General features: G+C 72.9%; 15 protein-coding genes. 7 read left to right on the forward strand and 8 right to left on the reverse strand.

Translation table 11 applies throughout. The annotated features are described in order from the left end of the window. Nucleotides 1–4 precede the first annotated feature (4 nt). The 7 genes from IF04_RS0100980 to IF04_RS0101010 form a co-directional block, all read right to left on the reverse strand. A complete protein-coding gene (locus IF04_RS0100980; protein WP_051830627.1) occupies nt 5–2,164 on the reverse strand; it encodes an acetate--CoA ligase family protein in 2,160 nt (719 codons plus the stop codon). Continuing rightward, a complete protein-coding gene (locus IF04_RS0100985) occupies nt 2,161–3,351 on the reverse strand; it encodes a glutamate dehydrogenase (protein WP_030249346.1) in 1,191 nt (396 codons plus the stop codon). Before IF04_RS0100985 ends, IF04_RS0100980 begins: the two co-directional genes overlap by 4 nt. Then, a complete protein-coding gene (locus IF04_RS0100990; protein ID WP_245654234.1) occupies nt 3,348–4,976 on the reverse strand; it encodes a thiamine pyrophosphate-binding protein in 1,629 nt (542 codons plus the stop codon). Before IF04_RS0100990 ends, IF04_RS0100985 begins: the two co-directional genes overlap by 4 nt. A gap of 11 nt (nt 4,977–4,987) precedes the next feature. Further along, nucleotides 4,988–6,145, reverse strand: a complete 1,158-nt coding sequence (locus tag IF04_RS0100995; protein WP_030249352.1) for an acyl-CoA dehydrogenase family protein — start codon at nt 6,143–6,145, stop codon at nt 4,988–4,990. Between the two features lie 134 nt (nt 6,146–6,279). Further along, complete coding sequence (locus IF04_RS0101000; RefSeq protein ID WP_030249356.1) at nt 6,280–6,609, reverse strand: hypothetical protein; 330 nt, start codon at nt 6,607–6,609, stop codon at nt 6,280–6,282. Between the two features lie 114 nt (nt 6,610–6,723). Further along, entirely contained in the window at nt 6,724–8,061 is a 1,338-nt protein-coding gene (locus IF04_RS0101005; RefSeq protein ID WP_211259752.1) for a condensation domain-containing protein, read from the reverse strand. A 272-nt stretch (nt 8,062–8,333) separates the two neighbouring features. Then, complete coding sequence (locus IF04_RS0101010) at nt 8,334–9,683, reverse strand: MFS transporter (protein ID WP_063829422.1); 1,350 nt, start codon at nt 9,681–9,683, stop codon at nt 8,334–8,336. Between the two features lie 158 nt (nt 9,684–9,841). On the opposite strand from IF04_RS0101010, the gene IF04_RS0101015 reads away from it, so the two are divergent. Next, the gene (locus IF04_RS0101015) at nt 9,842–10,594 is read left to right on the forward strand and encodes an IclR family transcriptional regulator (protein ID WP_030249364.1); all 753 of its coding nucleotides are present in this window, start codon (nt 9,842–9,844) and stop codon (nt 10,592–10,594) included. Between the two features lies 1 nt (nt 10,595). Here the strand turns inward: IF04_RS0101015 and IF04_RS0101020 are convergent, their stop codons facing one another. Then, nucleotides 10,596–11,033: a MarR family winged helix-turn-helix transcriptional regulator gene (locus IF04_RS0101020; RefSeq protein ID WP_030249367.1), complete on the reverse strand. Its 438-nt coding sequence runs from the start codon at nt 11,031–11,033 to the stop codon at nt 10,596–10,598. 118 nt (nt 11,034–11,151) lie between these two features. On the opposite strand from IF04_RS0101020, the gene IF04_RS0101025 reads away from it, so the two are divergent. The 6 genes from IF04_RS0101025 (at nt 11,152) to pcaDC (ending at nt 16,772) form a co-directional block, all read left to right on the forward strand. Further along, nucleotides 11,152–11,994 carry a CoA transferase subunit A gene (locus IF04_RS0101025; protein WP_030249369.1) on the forward strand — a complete coding sequence of 281 codons (843 nt, stop codon included), beginning with the start codon at nt 11,152–11,154 and terminating at the stop codon, nt 11,992–11,994. Beyond that, nucleotides 11,994–12,791 carry a CoA-transferase subunit beta gene (locus IF04_RS0101030; RefSeq protein ID WP_030249372.1) on the forward strand — a complete coding sequence of 266 codons (798 nt, stop codon included), beginning with the start codon at nt 11,994–11,996 and terminating at the stop codon, nt 12,789–12,791. The genes IF04_RS0101025 and IF04_RS0101030 overlap by 1 nt, the downstream gene beginning before the upstream one ends. 9 nt (nt 12,792–12,800) lie before the next feature. Continuing rightward, nucleotides 12,801–13,568 carry a protocatechuate 3,4-dioxygenase subunit beta gene (gene pcaH / locus IF04_RS0101035; RefSeq protein ID WP_030249373.1) on the forward strand — a complete coding sequence of 256 codons (768 nt, stop codon included), beginning with the start codon at nt 12,801–12,803 and terminating at the stop codon, nt 13,566–13,568. Beyond that, nucleotides 13,568–14,146 carry a protocatechuate 3,4-dioxygenase subunit alpha gene (gene pcaG / locus IF04_RS0101040; protein ID WP_030249376.1) on the forward strand — a complete coding sequence of 193 codons (579 nt, stop codon included), beginning with the start codon at nt 13,568–13,570 and terminating at the stop codon, nt 14,144–14,146. Before pcaH ends, pcaG begins: the two co-directional genes overlap by 1 nt. Continuing rightward, nucleotides 14,133–15,533: a 3-carboxy-cis,cis-muconate cycloisomerase gene (gene pcaB, locus IF04_RS0101045; RefSeq protein ID WP_030249378.1), complete on the forward strand. Its 1,401-nt coding sequence runs from the start codon at nt 14,133–14,135 to the stop codon at nt 15,531–15,533. Before pcaG ends, pcaB begins: the two co-directional genes overlap by 14 nt. Nucleotides 15,534–15,596: 63 nt before the next feature. Further along, nucleotides 15,597–16,772, forward strand: coding sequence for a bifunctional 3-oxoadipate enol-lactonase/4-carboxymuconolactone decarboxylase PcaDC (pcaDC, locus tag IF04_RS0101050; RefSeq protein WP_030249380.1), 1,176 nt, complete (start codon nt 15,597–15,599; stop codon nt 16,770–16,772). The last annotated feature ends 102 nt before the right edge of the window (nt 16,773–16,874 follow it).

Here is a 16,874-nt window from a genome sequence, read left to right on the forward strand (position 1 = left end):
CGCGTCAGCCCAGTACAGCGGCGGCGTCCAGGGCCACCGCGCCGCCCGGGTGGACGAGTAGCGGATTGATTTCGATGTCGGTGAGTTCGGGGTGTTCGGCGGCGGCGTGGGCGAGGGCGCAGAGGGCGGCCGACGCGGCGTCGAGGTCGACGGCGGGGGCGCCGCGCCAGCCGGTGAGCAGAGGGGCGTGGCGTAGGAAGAGCAGGAGGTCGCGGGCGTGGTCGGGGGTGAGGGGGGCCAGGGCGAGGGCGGTGTCGGCGAGGAGTTCGGCGCGTACGCCGCCGATGCCGGCCATGAGGACCGGGCCGAAGGCGGGGTCGCGCCGTACGCCGGCGATCAGTTCGACCGCGTACGGGGGTGTGGCCATGGCCTCGACGGCATACCGGGTCGCGCCGGTGGCCGCGCGCATACGGGCGAAGGCGCTCCGCAGCGCCGGCTCGTCGGCGAGGCCGAGTGCCACCCCGCCCGCCTCCGTCTTGTGGGCCAGGCCCATCGCCTTCAGGACGAGCGGGTAGCCGACGCGGTCCGCGGCCGCCGCGGCCTCGTCGGCGGTGCGGACGAACTCGGCGGCGGGGAACGTCAGTCCGTAGGAGCACAGGAGGTCGCGGGTGGTCTCGTAGTCGCCGTCGGGGACGCGGTGCGGGGACGGGGGCGGGAGCGGCGGGGGTGGCCTGAGGCGTGCGGCGCGGAGGCGCGCGGTGCCGGAAAGGGCGGTCGCGGCCTGCTCGATGCGTTCGTAGACCGGAACGCCGCGCTCCCGCAGGACGCCGAGGGCCGGGGTGTCGCGGGCCATGGTGTGGACGAGGAGCGGGCGACCGGACGACTCGGCGGCGTCGGCGAGTTCGGCCGCCACCTCCGTCTCGCGCGCCGCCTGGGCCGGATTCCCGGTCGCATAGTCGCCGAAGTAGCCGGTGAGGACCACGGCGTCGGCTTCGCCGCAGGTCAGCAGCGTATGGGCGAGGCGCGCGTAGGTGCGGAGGTCGGCCTCGCCGGCGCCTGCGAGGTCTACGGGGTTGCCGGAGGCGGCACCGGGCGGGAGGTGGGCGGCGACGGCTGCCGCGGTGGCGGCGGAGAAAGCCGGTACGTCCAGGCTGCGGACGGCGCAGGCGTCGGCAGCGAGGGCGCCTTGGCCTCCGCTGTCGGCGAGAACAGCGACGGCGGGGGCTTTTAGGGGCGCGGGGAACTGCGCGACCGGCCACGACGGTGGGAAAGCCGCCCGCGGCGGGTCAGGGGCTGCCCCTGCGGCGCGCCCGCGCACAGCCAACAGGCACACCGCCGTATCCACCACCTCCCCCGCCGTATCCAGCAGCAGCGCCCCCGCATCGCGGCACACCGCGGCAACCGTGGCGCGGGCGCTGACCAGCGCACCCGTGTGGGAGGCCGCAGCGCGGCCCGACGCGGTGCTACCGCCCACGGTCAGCAGCAGGACCGGTTTCCCGGCCGCATGCGCCGCGGCCAGCGCGCGGCCCAGGCGGCGGCCGTCGCGAAAGTCCTCCACATACGCGGCGACGACGCGCGTCTGCTCATGGCGCACCAGCGCCAACAGCGCGTCCGTGGCGTCGATGTCCCGCTGGTTGCCGAGCGAGACGAAGCGGGAGAAGCCCTGCCCGGCGCGGGCCAGCAGGCGGCCGATCTCCAGCGCGAGATTGCCGCTCTGGGAGACCAGGCCGACCTGCCCGGCCGGGAAGTCGCCCCAGCTCAGGCGGAGGTCGCTGGTGGTGTCGACGACGCCCATGCAGTTCGGGCCGAGCAGCCGGGCGCCGTGCGCGGTGACCTCGGACGCCAGCGCCCGTTCCGCGGCGGCGCCCGTGCCGCCGGAGGTGATCACGGTGAAGCAGCGGGCGCCGGCCGCCAGGCCCTCGGCGACCACCGCCCGCACCTGGGGCGGCGGCACGGCCACCACCACCTGCTCCGGCACGCTCGGCAGGGCGCCGAGGTCCGGCAGGAAGGGCACGCCGTCCAGCGCGCCACCGCGCCGGTTGACCAGGTGCACCACACGGCGCCCGCGCCCCGCGAGCGCCCCGGAAGCGAGCCAGTACCCCCACTTCTCGGGATTGGCCGAGGCCCCGACCACGGCCACGGACCGCGGGTCGAAGAGCGAGCCCAGCGGGTCGGGCTCCAGGGCCGTCGGAGCCGAGTCCAGCGGCTCGGACCCGGGCGTCATCGGTACCACCCGAACCGCTCCGCGATCACCGGCAGCCGGTCCGCCACGATGCCGTGCGCGGCGGCGCGCGGCGTGCAGCCGACCGCCTCGGCGCGCGCCAGCATCTGGTCGATCAGGGCCCGCATCGACCGCCGTGTGTACGCGAACGCCTCGTCCGCGTCGGCACCGATGTCCCCGAAGAGCGTCCACCACCACCAGGCGTTCGTACCGGAGTTGACGACGACGTCCGGCAGCACCGTCACCCCGCGGGCGGTGAGTAGCGCCTCGGCCTCCTCCCGTACCGGCATGTTCGCCGCCTCGACCACCCAACGCGCGGCGATGGCCGCCTGGTTCCCGGCGTCGATCGCGTACGAGACGGCCGCCGGTACCAGGATCTCCGCCTCGGCCGACAGCCAGGCGTCACCCGGCAGTTCGCGGTCCTCGGACCGCAACGCCGCGCGGTCCACCGTGCCGTGCGCGTCGCGCGCGGCGAGCAGCGCCTCGACGTCCAGCCCCTCCGGGTTGGCCATGGTCCCCTTGACGTCGGCGACCGCGACGACCCGCAGCCCGGCGCGGGCCAGGAAGCGCGCGGTCGCGCCGCCCATGGTGCCCAGCCCCTGCACGGCGACCCGGGTACCGGCGTACGGGACGCCCGCCCGGTCCAGCGCCGCGAGCGCGGCCTCCGCGACACCGCAGCCGCCCACCAGTTCGTCCAGCCCGATGCCGTCCACGTCGATGGCGAAGGCGTCGGCGAGCCGCTGCCGGGCGGCCGTCTCGTCGTCCAGCAGCGGGTACACCGCCTGGATGGAGGAGACCAGCCCGGCCTCGTCCGCCGCCTTGTCGACCAGGTCCTGCGTCAACCCGAGGTCCTCACCGGTCGTCCAGAAGTGCTCGATGTACGGGCGCATGGCGCGCAAGTAGCGCACGAGTACGCCGTACGCCTCCGGCGCGCGCGGGTCGCAGTCGATGCCGCCCTTCGCGCCGCCGAGCGGGACGTACCGGCCCTCGGGGTTGTAGTGCAGCGCCTCCTTCATGGTCATGCCGCGGGCGAGCCCGGTCACCTCGTCGAGGGTGCAGCCGGCCCGCATCCGCAGGCCGCCGCTGGAAACGCCGCGCACGAGCCGGTCGATGACCAGGTAACCCCGGTGACCGGTCTCGTGATCGGTCCAGGTCAGGGACGTCAGGGGGGCAGCAGCAGGCTGGCTCATCGGGTGGGCTCCTCGGGGACGGTGATGACGGTGGGGCCGGGGGTGGTGAGTGCCTTGCCGAGGGCGTCGGCGAGTTCGGCGGCGGTCGCGGCGCGTACGCCATGGCCGCCGTACGCACGGGCCAGCGCGGGCAGATCGACCGGCGGTACACCGCTCGGCGGCAGATCGACGGCGACCGGACGGTCGCCCCGCGCCACCATCTCGTCGCGGATCTCGCCGTACCCCCCGTTGTCGAACACGACTACAGGGAGCGGCAGTCGGGTCTGTACGGCGGTGGCCAGCTCCTGTACGGAGAACTGCAGCCCACCGTCGCCGCTCAGCGCGACCACCTGCCGCCCCGGGTCCGCGGCCTTGGCCCCGATGGCGGCGGGCAGCGCGTACCCGAGGGTGCCGAAGCCGGTCGGGTGCAGGTAGCGGCCCTCGGGGCCGAGCGGGAGGTGCGGGATCGCGCCGTAGTAGCAGCACTGGGCGCTGTCGGAGGTGAGCACGGCGTCCGGGTCCAGTACCTCGCGGAGCACCCGGAGGTACGGCAGCCACCGCGCGTCCCGCTCGGCCGTCTCCGCGTCCCGCTCGGCACGAAGCGCCGCGGCCGTACGCGTGGCCGCGCTCGTGTCCCGCTCGCTCCCCGCCTCCTCGATCAGCGCCCGTATCTCCTCGATCAGGGCCCGCACCGTCTCCCGCGCCTCCCCCACCAGCGCGACGTCGGCCGGGAGCACCCCGTACATCTGCGCCGGATCGATGTCCGCGCGGATCAGCGGGCCACCGAGGGCGAGCGGCTCGGCAGTCCATACATCCGATTCGGCGAGCTCCGTGCCGACCGCGAGCACCGCGTCACAGTCCTCCGCCAGCCGGCGCTGCACAGCAGGGCTGTGCAGCGAGACGCCCAGGGAGAGGGGGTGGGTCTCGGGGACGATGCCCTTGCCGTTGGCGGTGGTCACCACGAGGGCGCCCAACTGCTCTGCCAGCGCTCGGCATTCGGGTGCAGCGGCCCGCGCGCCGCCCCCGAGGACGAGCGCGGGGCGTTGGGCCGTACGCAGCGTCTCCGCGGCTTCTGCCACCGGGCCGACATCGGCGCCCACCGTCACGCAGGGCGGCGCGAGCCGTACCGGACCGGGTGCCTCCGCCGCCGTCAGCAGGTCCAGCGGCACCTCGATGTGCACCGGTCGTGGCCGTCCCGTACGGAAGAGCGTGAACGCGCGGGCGACCGCCGCGCCGATCTCCGCCACCGTCGACACCCGGTGGCTGACCGCCGCGACCGCCCGCAGCGCGTCCGTCTGGCTGCGCATCTCGTGCAGCAGCCCGGTGGACTGCCGCGGGTGGCGCAGCGGCATTCCGGGCGAGACGACGAGCAGCGGGACGCTGTCGGAGTACGCCTGGCCGACCGCCGCCGCGATGTTGAGGAGCGCGGGGCCGGTGGTGGTGAGCGCGACGCCGGGGCAGCCGGTGACGCGGGCGTACGCGTCGGCGGCGTAGCCCGCGCCCTGCTCGTGCCGGGGGTTGAGGTGCGCGATGCCGTACGCGTCGAGGTGGCGGTAGATCTCCAGGTTGTGCGTGCCGGGGATGCCGAACGCCTGCGTGACGCCGTGCGCGGCGAGTGCGCGTACGACGGCCCGGCCTCCCGTCATGGCCGCCGTCATCACATCCCCCGCGCGATGACGAGCCGCATGATGTCCGAGGTGCCTTCCTCGATCTCCTCCAGCTTGGCGTCGCGCATCCACTGCTCGACCGGGTACTCGCGCGAGTAACCCCAGCCGCCCAGCGTCTGGACCGCGGCCCACGTGCAGTACGCGGCGGTCTCCGAGGCGGTGAGCTTGGCCATCGCGGCCTCGCTGGTCGCGTCCAGCCCGGCGTCCAGCCGCTTGGCCGCGCGCCAGGTCATCAGCCGGGCCTGCTCGACCCGCGTGCGCATGTCCGCGAGGCGGAAGGCAACGGCCTGGTGCTCGATGATCGGCTTGCCGAACTGCTGCCGGGTGGTGGCGTAGTCGCGGGCGTACTCGTACGCGGCGCGGGCGATACCGGTCGCGGCCGCGCCCAGGATCGCGCGCGAGATGTCGAACGTACGCATGAGGCCGTGGAAGCCCTGGCCCTCATCGCCGAGCCGGTTCTCCTCCGGTACGAACGCGTCGCGGAAGAAGATCTCGCGGCAGACGATCGCGCGCTGCCCCATCTTCCGCATGGGCGCGCCGAATTCGACGCCCTCGGTGTCCTTGCGCAGCAGGAAGGCGGTGACGCCGCGGGCGCGCAGCGCGGGGTCGGTCTTGGCGAAGACGACGTACTGGTCGGCCTCGCCGGCGTTGGAGATCCACGCCTTCTGGCCGTTGATCCGGTACCCGCCGGGGGTGCGGGTCGCGGTGGTGGTGATCGAGGCGGCGTCGGAGCCGGCGCCGGGCTCGGTGGTGGCCAGGGCGGTCATGGGGGTGTCGGGGCCGGTGAGCGGGGTGAGCCAGGTCCGCTGCTGCTCCTTGGTGCCGAGCTCCATTACCGGGTCGGCGAAGAAGCCGTTGGAGCAGAGGAGGTTGCCGATGCCGAGGTCGCCCGCGCACAGCTCCTCCTGCACGAGTGCCTGCGTGAAGACGTCGGTGAAGCCGCCGCCCCCGTACTCGGCGGGGAGCATGAAGCCGGTGATGCCGACCTCGGCGGCCTTGCGCCACAGGTCCCAGGGGGTGCTGGTGTCGGCCTCGTCCACGTCGCGGGCGCGCGGCCGGATCTCGTCGCGGGCGAACGCGCGGGTGAGGTCGATGATGTCCCGCTGCTCGGGGCTCAGCGGGACCAGCTCGGTGGGCAGCTCTGACATGGGCTCTCCCTGTGCGGCAACGGCGCGCTTACTGAATCGTGATTCAGTATTTGGAGCCGGAGCCGGGCATGTCAATGAGCCCGCCGACTGAATCGTCGGTCAGCGAGCTCGGCTCAGGAGAGCGGTGTGTGGTGTCAGCCGTGACTGCCGAGGCGCCGGTCCAGTGCGCGGTCGGCACGGTCCAGCGCTTCCGCGGTGTCCCGGCGGGCGGCGGCCGCGTCGGGCAGGCCGAGCGCGACGGCGATCTCGTCCCAGTCGTGCCCGGAGGACAGCAGCGCGCGCACGGCGGCACCGAGCGCGGAATCGGCGGCGGCGCGCACCCGCCCGATCTCGGCAAGGGTGGCCAGCAGATCGGGAGCCGTGCGCGCGGCGGCGCTGTGCTGCTGAACGAGCCCCAGCGACTGGTCGGTGGTGACCCACCAGTCGCCGGCGGTGGCGGCGGGGAGTTCCGGTGTCAGGGTCATGGGGTCAGGGTAGCGAGGGCGGACCGCAGAATGGGTCGGCTGGTCCACTGAGCGGACCTGGGCCAGTAACGTTCCTGCCCGTAGCTCCCCTTGCCATCACAACGCTTCAGGAACTCAGAACGTCCCAGCTTCTGCCAGGTTGCTCAGGGTTTGTTCCAGCGTCGCGCCGAGGGCGGACTTCGTATTCCGAGCCTGTGGAGTGTCCACGTAGATGGAGTTCATGTGGAGGCCGGCGTCGTTGCGGTGGAACCAGAAACAGATGCCGTTGCTGCGCGAGGCCCACAGGTGCTTTTTCGCGTTGCGGGCGGCGTGCTGCTCCGCGCCCGGTGCCTTGCGGAAATCCAGGTACGAGAAGAAGTTCACGGCATACGGCCAGTAGCGGAGCGCGGTGTACTCGCGCGGCGCGAGCAGCCGCCATGCCTGGACGAACGGCACGTCGGCATGGCGCTGCATTTCCGCGAAGGCGCTCCGTACACCGGTCATCACGTCCGCGAAATCCGCGCCCTCCGGCACCGGAAATTCCATCGGCATGGTGTTGATGAACCAGCCCATGGTGTGCGCATAGGCGCCCCGGCCGCGTTCATTGACCGGCATGAGGCCCCGGTAGACCGACGGCCCGCCCTCTTTTCGGAGGGACACTCCGACCGCGGCCAGCAGCCCCATGAACAGGCGTCCGTCGACGGCCCGGCACTGGTCGTCCAGCGCCGCGGCCCCGTCCGCCGGCAGAAGCGTTTCCGTTTCGTTGACCGTCGGATACAGGCAGCCCGGCTCGACGCCGAGGTCGAGCGGGAACGGCGGGAAGAAGTTCCCGCCCCGCGCCATGAACCCCTTCCAGTGGTCCAGCCGCTCGTCCTCCGCGACCATGGTCCCGTTGCGGCTGCGCTGCTCGCGGCTGAAGTCGACATAGCTGCCCACCTCGGAGAAGTCCGGCTCCTCGCCGCCGGCGTAGGCCGCGTACGCGCTGGCGATGTCGTGCACCGCGATCGGCGTCGACAGCCCGTCGGTCACCAGGTGGTCGCAGGCGAAGTACACCGTGGTGGAGTCGTCCCTGACCACCGCGCCCATGATGATCAGCGGCCAGGACAGCGTGTCGACCCGCTGGAAGAACTCGTGCAGATACGTGCGGATTCCGGCGGCGGAGCCGACCGGCCCCACGTCGACCGTTTTGAGTTCGATGTCCTCCGGCGCCAGCGCGTCGCAGGACAGGTCGCCGGCGAGCTGCTGGAATGTGCAGCGCAACACCTCGTGCCGGCGCACGAAATGCAGCAGCGCGGATTCCAGCGCGCCCCGGTCCAGCGGCCCGGAGATCTCGAACGACCCGGCCACGTAAGCCGATACGGAATCGTTCGTGCTGCGCGAGTCCTGGGCGACCGCGAAATGTTTCGCCTGGTTGTACGTGGTGGTCTCGTGCGCCGGGCCGGATTCGGCCGAGCCGTGCATTCTCGTTTCCACCACCGACCACTCAAAGACGTGTCCCGGGGCGATCTCCACATCTTCGATGGGTACCTGAAGCACTATGGCTCTTTTCGTTGCCTGTCAGTTGCCATGCCGCTCGCGCGGCCGGGGCGGGCGGCATCGGCGGCCACGACCCGGCCCCGCTCCTTCACCCAACGAGTCGGAATGCCGACAGAAACGGGGGTCATGACAAGCGCCCGGACGAGGGCCGCCCGAACAAGGGCTCTAACACGGGCTCCAACAAGAGCTCCCAAAAGGGCCGGACGGGCTCAGCCCTCGACGCGCTCCACCTTGTCGATGAGCAGGGCGTACGCCAGCAGGCCGACCAGGACGACGATCGCGATGTAGCCGAGCGCCCAGGCGAAGGAGCCGGTGCGGTCCACGATCACGCCGATGACCAGCGGAGTCAGTACGCCGCCCGCGTTCGCGGCGAAGCTGAAGACGCCGCCGCCGGTGCCGGTGAGCCGGCGCGGCACGGCGTCGGAGAACAGGGCCCAGCTGTTCTGCATCAGGCCCTGCGCGAAGAACGCGATGGACATGAACGTGATCACCAGCGGTACGGAGTTGGTGAAGTTCGCACAGACGATGATCGAGGCGAGTACGAATCCGATCATCACGGGGGCCTTGCGGGCGAACGTCCGGGAGAACCGTCCGGAGTTCAGCATCCGGTCGGACCAGGCGCCGCCCGCCATCGTGCCGACCAGTGCCGCGAGGTACGGCGCCGAGGCCCAGAAGCCGGCCTTGATGATGCCCAGGTGCTTCTCCTCGACCAGGTAGCTGGGGAACCAGGTGAGGAAGAAGAAGAGCACCGAGGCGCTGGCGAACTGGCCGATGTACATGCCCCACAGCCGCCGGTTGCTCAGCAGGACCCGCAGGTCGGACCAGACGCTGGTGTCCAGCACCGCCGCCTGCTCCTTGGCCGCGGCGATCTCCTCGGCGGACTCCAGTTCGTCGGGCTGCCGGATGTGCGCCAGCTCCGCCGCGCTCACCTTCGGGCTGTGCTCGGGGCGGTCGTAGACCTTGGCGAACCAGACCACGGAGAAGAGCAGGCCGACGGCGCCGGTGATCACGAAGACCGAGCGCCAGCCGAAGTGCACGGTGAGCACGGAGAGGACGGGCGCGGCGACGGCCAGGCCGATGTACTCGCCGGAGGTGTACGTGGCGGTGGCGCGGCCGCGCTCGCGGCCCGGGAACCAGTTCACGACCAGGCGGTTGTTGGACGGGAAGGCGGGCGCCTCGAAGGCGCCGAGCGCGACGCGGATGCCGACCAGCGGGACGAAGCTGCGCGCCGCCGCGACCACGATGGTCGCCAGCGACCAGCCCACCAGCGCGTACCCGAAGGCGAGCTTGGCGCCGATCCGGTCGATGAGCCGGCCGGCCGGGACCTGGAGCAGCAGATACGCCCAGCCGAAGGAGGAGAGCAGCAGGCCCTGCTGGGTGCCGGAGAGGTGCAGCTCGTCCTTGATGTGCGGGAGCGCGACCGAGAGGTTCGTGCGGTCCAGGTAGTTGATCGCCGTGATGACGAAGAGGCAGGCGAGCAGCCCGTACCGGGCGCGGCTGAGCGCGGGGCGGGCGGAATCGTCCACGACGGGCGGCGCTGGGCGCACGGTCGCGCTCATACGGAGACTCCTTCGTCTGGTCCGCTGTACGGACCACTCGGTCCGAACTGCGGCGACGATAGAACGTGTGCTGACTATCTACAAGAGTTTCCGGTGAGTAACCGCAGGATTGCGTGACCCCTGGTCCGCACAGCGGACCCCGTCCCATACTGGGCGCCATGAGCGAGAGCGAGCGCGGCGGCATGCGGACGGTTCAGCGGGCCATCGACATCCTGGGGCTCTTCGGTGAGGAGCGCCCCGCACTGACCCTCCGGGAGATCGTCACGGGCAGCGGGCTGCCCAAGACCACCGCGCTCCGCCTGCTGCAGACGCTCCGCATGAACGGCCTGCTGTGGCTGGACGAGCACGGCAGATACACGGCGGGCCCGACCTTCCTGCGCTGGGTCCGGCTGGCGGACCAGGGCTGGCGGCTGCCGGCCACCGCCCGGCGTGCGCTGCGCGAGCTGGCCGCCGAGCACCGGGAGACGGTGCACCTGTACGTACGGCGCGACGTGCACCGGATCTGCATCGCGCAGGAGGAGGGGCCGCAGGCGCTGCGGCACGTCGTACGGGTCGGGGACGAACTGCCGCTGTGGGCCGGCGGGCCGTCGAAGATCCTGCTGATCGACGCGGACGCGGCGCTGGTCGAGCGGGTCGCGCGGCGCTCCCCGCACGGCACGAAGCATGCCCGGACGCTGACGGAATGGGCGGCCGAGGCGGAGCGCACCGGGTTCGCGGTCAGCCACGGCGAGCACGAGGAGGGGCTGTCGTCGGTGGCCGTGCCGGTGCGCTCGCGAGGCGGCGAGGTGGTCGCCACGCTGTCCTTCGGGGGCCCGTCGGCGCGCTTCACCGCCGAGCGGGTGCCGCTCTTCGTCGCGTCCCTGACGGCCGCGGCCCGCACGGTGGCCGGCGGCCTGCCCGTCACGGGCTGAGCTACCCCCGCAGCTCCTCCGCCGCGTCCGCGACCCTGCCGATCAGGCGCAGCAGCGTCTCCTGCTCGTCCTCGTCCAGCGGGGCGAGGAAGACCCGGTTCATACGGGTCGTGCGGGTGACGAGCTTGCGGTGCAGGCGGGCGCCCTCGGCGGAGAGCTTGAGTACGTTGCGGCGGCCGTCGTGCGGGTCGCGCACCCGCTCGACCAGCTCGCGGCGGACCAGCCGGGCGACCACGTCGGCAATGGTCGAGCGGTCCAGGTGAACGTGCTCGCTCAGCGTGCGCTGGTCGATGTCCGGCTTCTCGACCAGCGCGTTGAGCACGGCGAACTGCGGCGAGGTGATCTCCTCGGACACCATCGCGCCCCACAGCAGCGAATGCGCCTGCTGCAGGCGGCGGGCCAGATGCCCGGGATGGGTGTTCAGGTCGACCGCAGCCATCGGACCTCCAGCAAGCGAACCATCAGCGAACCATTGACGAATCAGAACCTTGATGGAAGTCTACGGCCCACTGAAGAATTAGTCAGTGCACTGAGCATTTTCCACTAGCGGAGTGATGATGGCCGAGATTCGCAGCCTCCACGACGCCGTGGCGGACCTCATCCACGACGGGGACACCGTCGCCATGGAGGGCTTCACCCACCTGATCCCGTTCGCCGCCGCGCACGAGATCATCCGCCAGGGCATCACCGACCTGACCCTCGCCCGGATGACGCCGGACGTCATCTACGACCAGCTCATCGGCGCGGGGCTGGTGAAGAAGCTGGTCTTCTCCTGGGGCGGCAACCCGGGCGTCGGCTCGCTGCACCGCTTCCGCGACGCCGTCGAGAACGGCTGGCCGCGCCCCCTGGAGCTGGACGAGCACAGCCACGCCGGCATGGCCAACCGTTACGTCGCGGGCGCCTCCAAGCTCCCGTTCGCCGTCCTGCGCGGCTACCGCGGCAGCGACATCCCCAGCCGTACGGACACCGTCTCGACCGTGACCTGCCCGTTCACCGGCGAGAAGCTGGCGGCCGTCGCCGCGCTCAACCCCGACGTCACCGTCATCCACGCCCAGCAGGCCGACCGCGCGGGCAACGTGCAGATGTGGGGCCTGACCGGCGTGCAGAAGGAGGCCGCGCTCGCCGCGAGCCGGGTGCTGGTCACCGTCGAGGAGGTCGTGGACACCCTGGAGCCGCGCCCCGGCGGCGTCGTCCTGCCGACCTGGGTGCTGGACGCGGTCGTGCCCGTCCCCGGCGGCGCCCACCCCTCGTACGCCACCGGCTACACCGTCCGCGACAACGCCTTCTACCAGGCGTGGGACCCCATCGCGCGGGACCGCGACGCCTTCACCCAGTGGATCGAGACGCACGTGCGCGGCGCGCAGGCGCCCGTGGCCGACGCCGAAGGAGCGAACGCCTGATGTCCGAAGCGCCCGTCACCGAGGCTGAGTTCACCCAGTTCACCCAGTTCACCCGCGACGAGCTGATGGAGGTCAACGCGGCCCGCGCGCTGGCCGGTGCGAAGACCTGCTTCGTCGGCATCGGCCTGCCCAGCACCGCCGCCAACCTGGCCCGCGCCACCGTCAATCCGGACCTGGTCCTCATCTACGAGTCCGGCACGATCGGCTCCAAGCCGACCGCGCTCCCCCTGTCCATCGGCGACGGCGAACTGGCCGAGACCGCCGACGCGGTGGTCCCGGTACCGGAGATGTTCAACTACTGGCTGCAGGGCGGCCGGATCGACGTCGGCTTCCTCGGCGCCGCCCAGGTCGACCGGTACGCCAACATCAACACCACCGTGGTCAACCGCGGCCCGGACAAGCCCGAGGGCCGCCTTCCCGGCGCGGGCGGCGCCCCGGAGATCGCCTCCAACTGCGGCAAGGTCCTGATGGTGCTGCGCCACTCCACCCGTAACTTCGTACGGGCACTGGACTTCGTCACCACCCTCGGGCACGGCTCCGGGCCCAAGGACCGCGCCGCGCTCGGCATGCCGGGCGCCGGACCCACCGCCGTCATCACCGACCTCGGCGTGCTGCGCCCGGACCCGGAGACCGCCGAGCTGGTCCTCACCGAGCTGCACCCCGGCGTCACCGTCGAGCAGGTACGGGAAGCCACCGGCTGGGAGCTGCGGGTCGCGGACGAGGTGGGCACCACCGCCCCGCCCACCACCGAGGAGCTGGCCGCGCTGCGCGCACTCAAGGCAGCAGGGAAGAGGTAGGAGACCACCATGGCACTCACCCAGCACGACATCGACCGTGAAGTGGCCGAGCTCCAGGACGCGTACGACAAGGCGCGGGCCGGCGGCGCGCCCGCCGCGCACCACCCGCCGCGCGACTACGCCCCGTACCGCTCCAGCGCGCTGCGCCACCCCAAGCAGCCGCTCGTCGCGGTGCACGGCGACCCGGAGACCGTCGAGCTGTCCGGACCCGCCTTCGGGAACACCGACGTCACCGCCCTGGACAACGACCTCACCAGGCAGCACACGGGCGAGCCGCTCGGCGAGCGGATCACCGTCTCCGGACGGCTGCTGGACGGCCGCGGCCGTCCCGTGCGCGGCCAGCTCGTCGAGGTGTGGCAGGCCAACGCCTCGGGCCGGTACGCCCACCAGCGCGATGACCATCCCGCGCCGCTGGACCCCAACTTCACCGGTGTGGGACGGGTGCTGACCGGCGACGACGGCAGCTACTCCTTCACCACCATCAAGCCCGGGGCCTACCCCTGGCGCAACCACACCAACGCCTGGCGTCCGGCGCACATCCACTTCTCGCTCTTCGGCGACGCGTTCACCCAGCGCCTGGTCACGCAGATGTACTTCCCGAACGACCCGCTGTTCCCGTACGACCCGATCCTGCGCTCGGTGACCGACGAGTCGGCCCGGCAGCGGCTGATCGCCAGCTACGACCACGATCTGTCCCAGCCGGAGTTCTCGCTGGGCTACCGCTGGGACATCGTCCTGGACGGTCCGTCCGCCACCTGGATCGAGGAGGGCCGCTGATGTCCGAGCAGCACACCCCCACTCTTCCCCCCACCCCCTCGCACACGGTGGGCCCCTTCTACGGGTACGCGCTCCCCTTCCCCGACGGCGGCGAGATCGCCCCCGCCGGGCACCCGGACACGATCACCGTGCACGGATACGTGTACGACGGCGCGGGCGAGCCGATCCCGGACGCGCTGCTGGAGTTCTGGCAGGCAGCGCCCGACGGCTCGCTCACCGGAGCGCCCGGCTCGCTCCGCCGCGACCCGGTGACCGGCGGCTACTACGGCCGCAACGGCGTGGACTTCACCGGTTTCGGCCGGGTGCCCACCGACGCCGACGGCCACTACGCGGTCCGCACGCTGCCGCCGGGCGGCGCGCCTTACCTCTCCGTCTGCGTCTTCGCGCGCGGCCTGCTGCACCACCTCTTCACCCGCGCCTACCTCGACGAACCCGCCGGCGACACGCTGCTGTCGGGTCTGGAGCCCGCGCGGCGGGAGACTCTTCTCGCCAGGGCCGAGGCGGACAAGCACCGCACGTACCGCTTCGACATCCACCTCCAGGGCGACAAGGAGACGGTCTTCCTTGCCTTCGACTGACCCCATCGAGGGATCCGTGGCCGGGCCGGACGACGTGGGGCTGCTGGCCCCCGTCCGGGCCGGCTCGGCGGCCGAGCCCGCGACCGGGGACGCCGCGTTCCTCCAGGCCATGCTGGATGCGGAGGCCGCGCTCACCCGGGCGCAGGCCGCGCTCGGCGAGGCCCCGGCGGCCGCGGCCGAGGCCGTGACGGCCGCAGCCCGCGCGGACCGCTTTGACGTCCGCGACCTGGCGCTGCGTGCCCGCTCCGGCGGCAACCCGGTGATCCCGCTGGTCGCGGACCTCACCGCGGCCGTGAAGGAGGCGGCGCCGGACGCCGCCGCGTACGTCCACCGGGGCGCCACCAGCCAGGACATCTGGGACACCGCCGCGATGCTGGTCGCGCGGCGGACGGTGGCGCTGGTACTGGGTGACCTGGAGCGCACGGCGACCGCGCTGTACGGGCTGGCGGACGCGCACCGCGAGACGGTCATGCCGGGCCGCACCCTCACCCAGCACGCCGTGCCGACCACCTTCGGGCTGAAGGCGGCGGGCTGGCGGGCGCTGGTCCTGGACGCGTACGAGCGGCTGGCCGCGGTCCGGCTGCCGGCCCAGCTCGGCGGCGCGGCCGGGACGCTGGCCGCGTTCGGCGCGCTGTCGGAGACGTTCGCCCCCGAGGACGGGGAGCGGCTGATCGCCGCGTACGCGGCGGAGGCCGGGCTCGACGAGCCGACGCTGCCCTGGCACACCCTGCGCACGCCCGTCGCCGACCTGGCGGCCGCGCTCGCCTTCGCCACCGGCGCGCTCGGCAAGATCGCCGCGGATGTACTCGTGCTCTCCCGTACCGAGTGCGGCGAGGTCGCCGAGGGCAGCGGCGGCGGTTCGTCCGCGATGCCGCACAAGGCCAACCCGGTACGCGCCACGCTGCTCGCCGCCGCCACCCGGCAGGCGCCCGGACTCGCCGCGACCGTACTGGGCTCGCTGGCCGCCGAGGACGAGCGCCCGGCCGGCGCCTGGCACGCCGAATGGCAGCCGCTGCGCGAGCTGCTGCGGCTGGCCGGCGGCGCCGCCGAGCAGGCCGCCGGGCTGGCGGAGGGCCTGCGCGTCTTCCCCGACCGGATGCGCGCGAACCTGATGCGGACCAAGGGGCTGATGGCCGCCGAGCGGCTGTCCGCCGCGCTCGCGCCGGTACTCGGACGGCAGGCCGCCAAGGCCGCGCTGACCCGCGCCTCCCGCACCGCCGTCGAGGAGGACCGCACGCTGGCCGACGTGCTGCGCGCCGACCCGGAAGTGGCCGGCGCGCTGTCCCCGGAGGAGCTGACCGCACTGGCCGACCCGGCCGCCTACACCGGCTCCGCCGCCGCCCTCACCGACCGCGCCCTGCGCCGGCCGGGACCGACGGACGCCTGACCGCCGCCCCGCCGGGCACCCGTTCCCCATCCGTACCCGTAACTCCCCCGAGGAGGCCCCCACATGACCGAGCTCCCCCACCACCGGCTCGACGGACCGCAGGACGCCCCGCCGCTGATCCTCGGCCCGTCCATCGGCACCTCGCTCGACGTCTGGGAGCCGCAGCTGGCCGCCCTGACCCGGACGCACCGCGTGCTGCGCTGGGACCTGCCGGGGCACGGCGGTTCGGCGGCCGGGCTGGTGCCCGCCGAGGCCACCATGGCCGACATCGCCCGGCTCGTGCTGGGGCTGGCCGACGCGCAGGGCTGGGACACCTTCGCGTACGCCGGGATCTCCATCGGCGGCGCGGTCGGCCTGACGCTCGCCGCCGACCACCCCGAGCGGCTGACCCGGCTCGCAGTGGTGTGCTCCTCGGCCCACTTCGGCGGCTCGGACACCTGGCGGGAGCGGGCCGCGCTGGTCCGCAAGGACGGTACGGAGGCAATGGCGGCCAGCCGTCCGGGCACCTGGTTCGCGCCCGAGTTCGCCGCGGCGCACCGCGGCCAGGAGCTGATCAAGGACCTGCTGGACACCGACCCGGCCGGGTACGCCGCCTGCTGCGAGGCGCTCGCCTCGTACGACGTCCGGGACCGGCTCTCCGGCATCACCGTGCCCACGCTGGTCGTCGCCGGCCGCGAGGACCCGGCGACGCCGCCCGCGCACGCCCGCGAGATCGCCGACGGCATCCCCGGCGCGAGCCTGACCGAGGTCGCGGACGCCCACCACCTCGCGGGCGTGGACCGGCCGGGCCCGGTGACCGCCGCGCTGGCCGCGCACTTCGCGCCGAGTGCGGACGCGGGCGCCGAGACGGACGGGGTGCCGTCCGACGACGCGGGCCGGCACGCCGCCGGCATGGCCGTCCGCCGCGCCGTCCTCGGTGACGCGCACGTCGACCGCGCCGAGGCGAAGAAGACCCAGTTCACCACCCGCTTCCAGGACTTCATCACCCGCTACGCCTGGGGCGAGATCTGGACCGGCGACACCCTGGACCGCCGCACCCGCAGCTGCATCACGCTCACCGCACTGGTCGCCCACGGCCACCACGCCGAACTGGCCATGCACGTACGGGCCGCGGTACGCAACGGCCTCACCCCCGAGGAGATCGGCGAGGTCCTGATGCAGAGCGCGGTCTACTGCGGTGTCCCGGCCGCCAACGCCGCGTTCGGCATCGCCCAGGAGGTGCTGGCCGAACTGGAGTGACCTGCGTGGCGGGGGCGCGATGCCCCGGCCATGTCCCCCGGCCGGAATGATCTGTTGCGCGTTTCACGTGGTTGCCATGCGTGCATCACACCGGTGCGGCAG

The sequence above is a fragment of the Streptomyces violens genome, from assembly GCF_000717745.1.
Lineage (GTDB): Bacteria > Actinomycetota > Actinomycetes > Streptomycetales > Streptomycetaceae > Streptomyces > Streptomyces violens.

Excerpts from the sequence above, each read along its gene's own strand:
- IF04_RS0101010 (WP_063829422.1), bottom strand. The coding sequence starts at position 9,683 with ATGAGCGCGACCGTGCGCCCAGCGCCGCCCGTCGTGGACGATTCCGCC.
- IF04_RS0100990 (WP_245654234.1), bottom strand. The coding sequence starts at position 4,976 with ATGACGGGAGGCCGGGCCGTCGTACGCGCACTCGCCGCGCACGGCGTC.
- pcaDC (WP_030249380.1), top strand. The coding sequence starts at position 15,597 with ATGACCGAGCTCCCCCACCACCGGCTCGACGGACCGCAGGACGCCCCG.
- IF04_RS0101030 (WP_030249372.1), top strand. The coding sequence starts at position 11,994 with ATGTCCGAAGCGCCCGTCACCGAGGCTGAGTTCACCCAGTTCACCCAG.
- pcaH (WP_030249373.1), top strand. The coding sequence starts at position 12,801 with ATGGCACTCACCCAGCACGACATCGACCGTGAAGTGGCCGAGCTCCAG.
- IF04_RS0100980 (WP_051830627.1), bottom strand. The coding sequence starts at position 2,164 with ATGACGCCCGGGTCCGAGCCGCTGGACTCGGCTCCGACGGCCCTGGAG.
- IF04_RS0100985 (WP_030249346.1), bottom strand. The coding sequence starts at position 3,351 with ATGAGCCAGCCTGCTGCTGCCCCCCTGACGTCCCTGACCTGGACCGAT.
- IF04_RS0101000 (WP_030249356.1), bottom strand. The coding sequence starts at position 6,609 with ATGACCCTGACACCGGAACTCCCCGCCGCCACCGCCGGCGACTGGTGG.
- IF04_RS0101015 (WP_030249364.1), top strand. The coding sequence starts at position 9,842 with ATGAGCGAGAGCGAGCGCGGCGGCATGCGGACGGTTCAGCGGGCCATC.
- IF04_RS0100995 (WP_030249352.1), bottom strand. The coding sequence starts at position 6,145 with ATGTCAGAGCTGCCCACCGAGCTGGTCCCGCTGAGCCCCGAGCAGCGG.
- IF04_RS0101020 (WP_030249367.1), bottom strand. The coding sequence starts at position 11,033 with ATGGCTGCGGTCGACCTGAACACCCATCCCGGGCATCTGGCCCGCCGC.
- pcaG (WP_030249376.1), top strand. The coding sequence starts at position 13,568 with ATGTCCGAGCAGCACACCCCCACTCTTCCCCCCACCCCCTCGCACACG.
- IF04_RS0101025 (WP_030249369.1), top strand. The coding sequence starts at position 11,152 with ATGGCCGAGATTCGCAGCCTCCACGACGCCGTGGCGGACCTCATCCAC.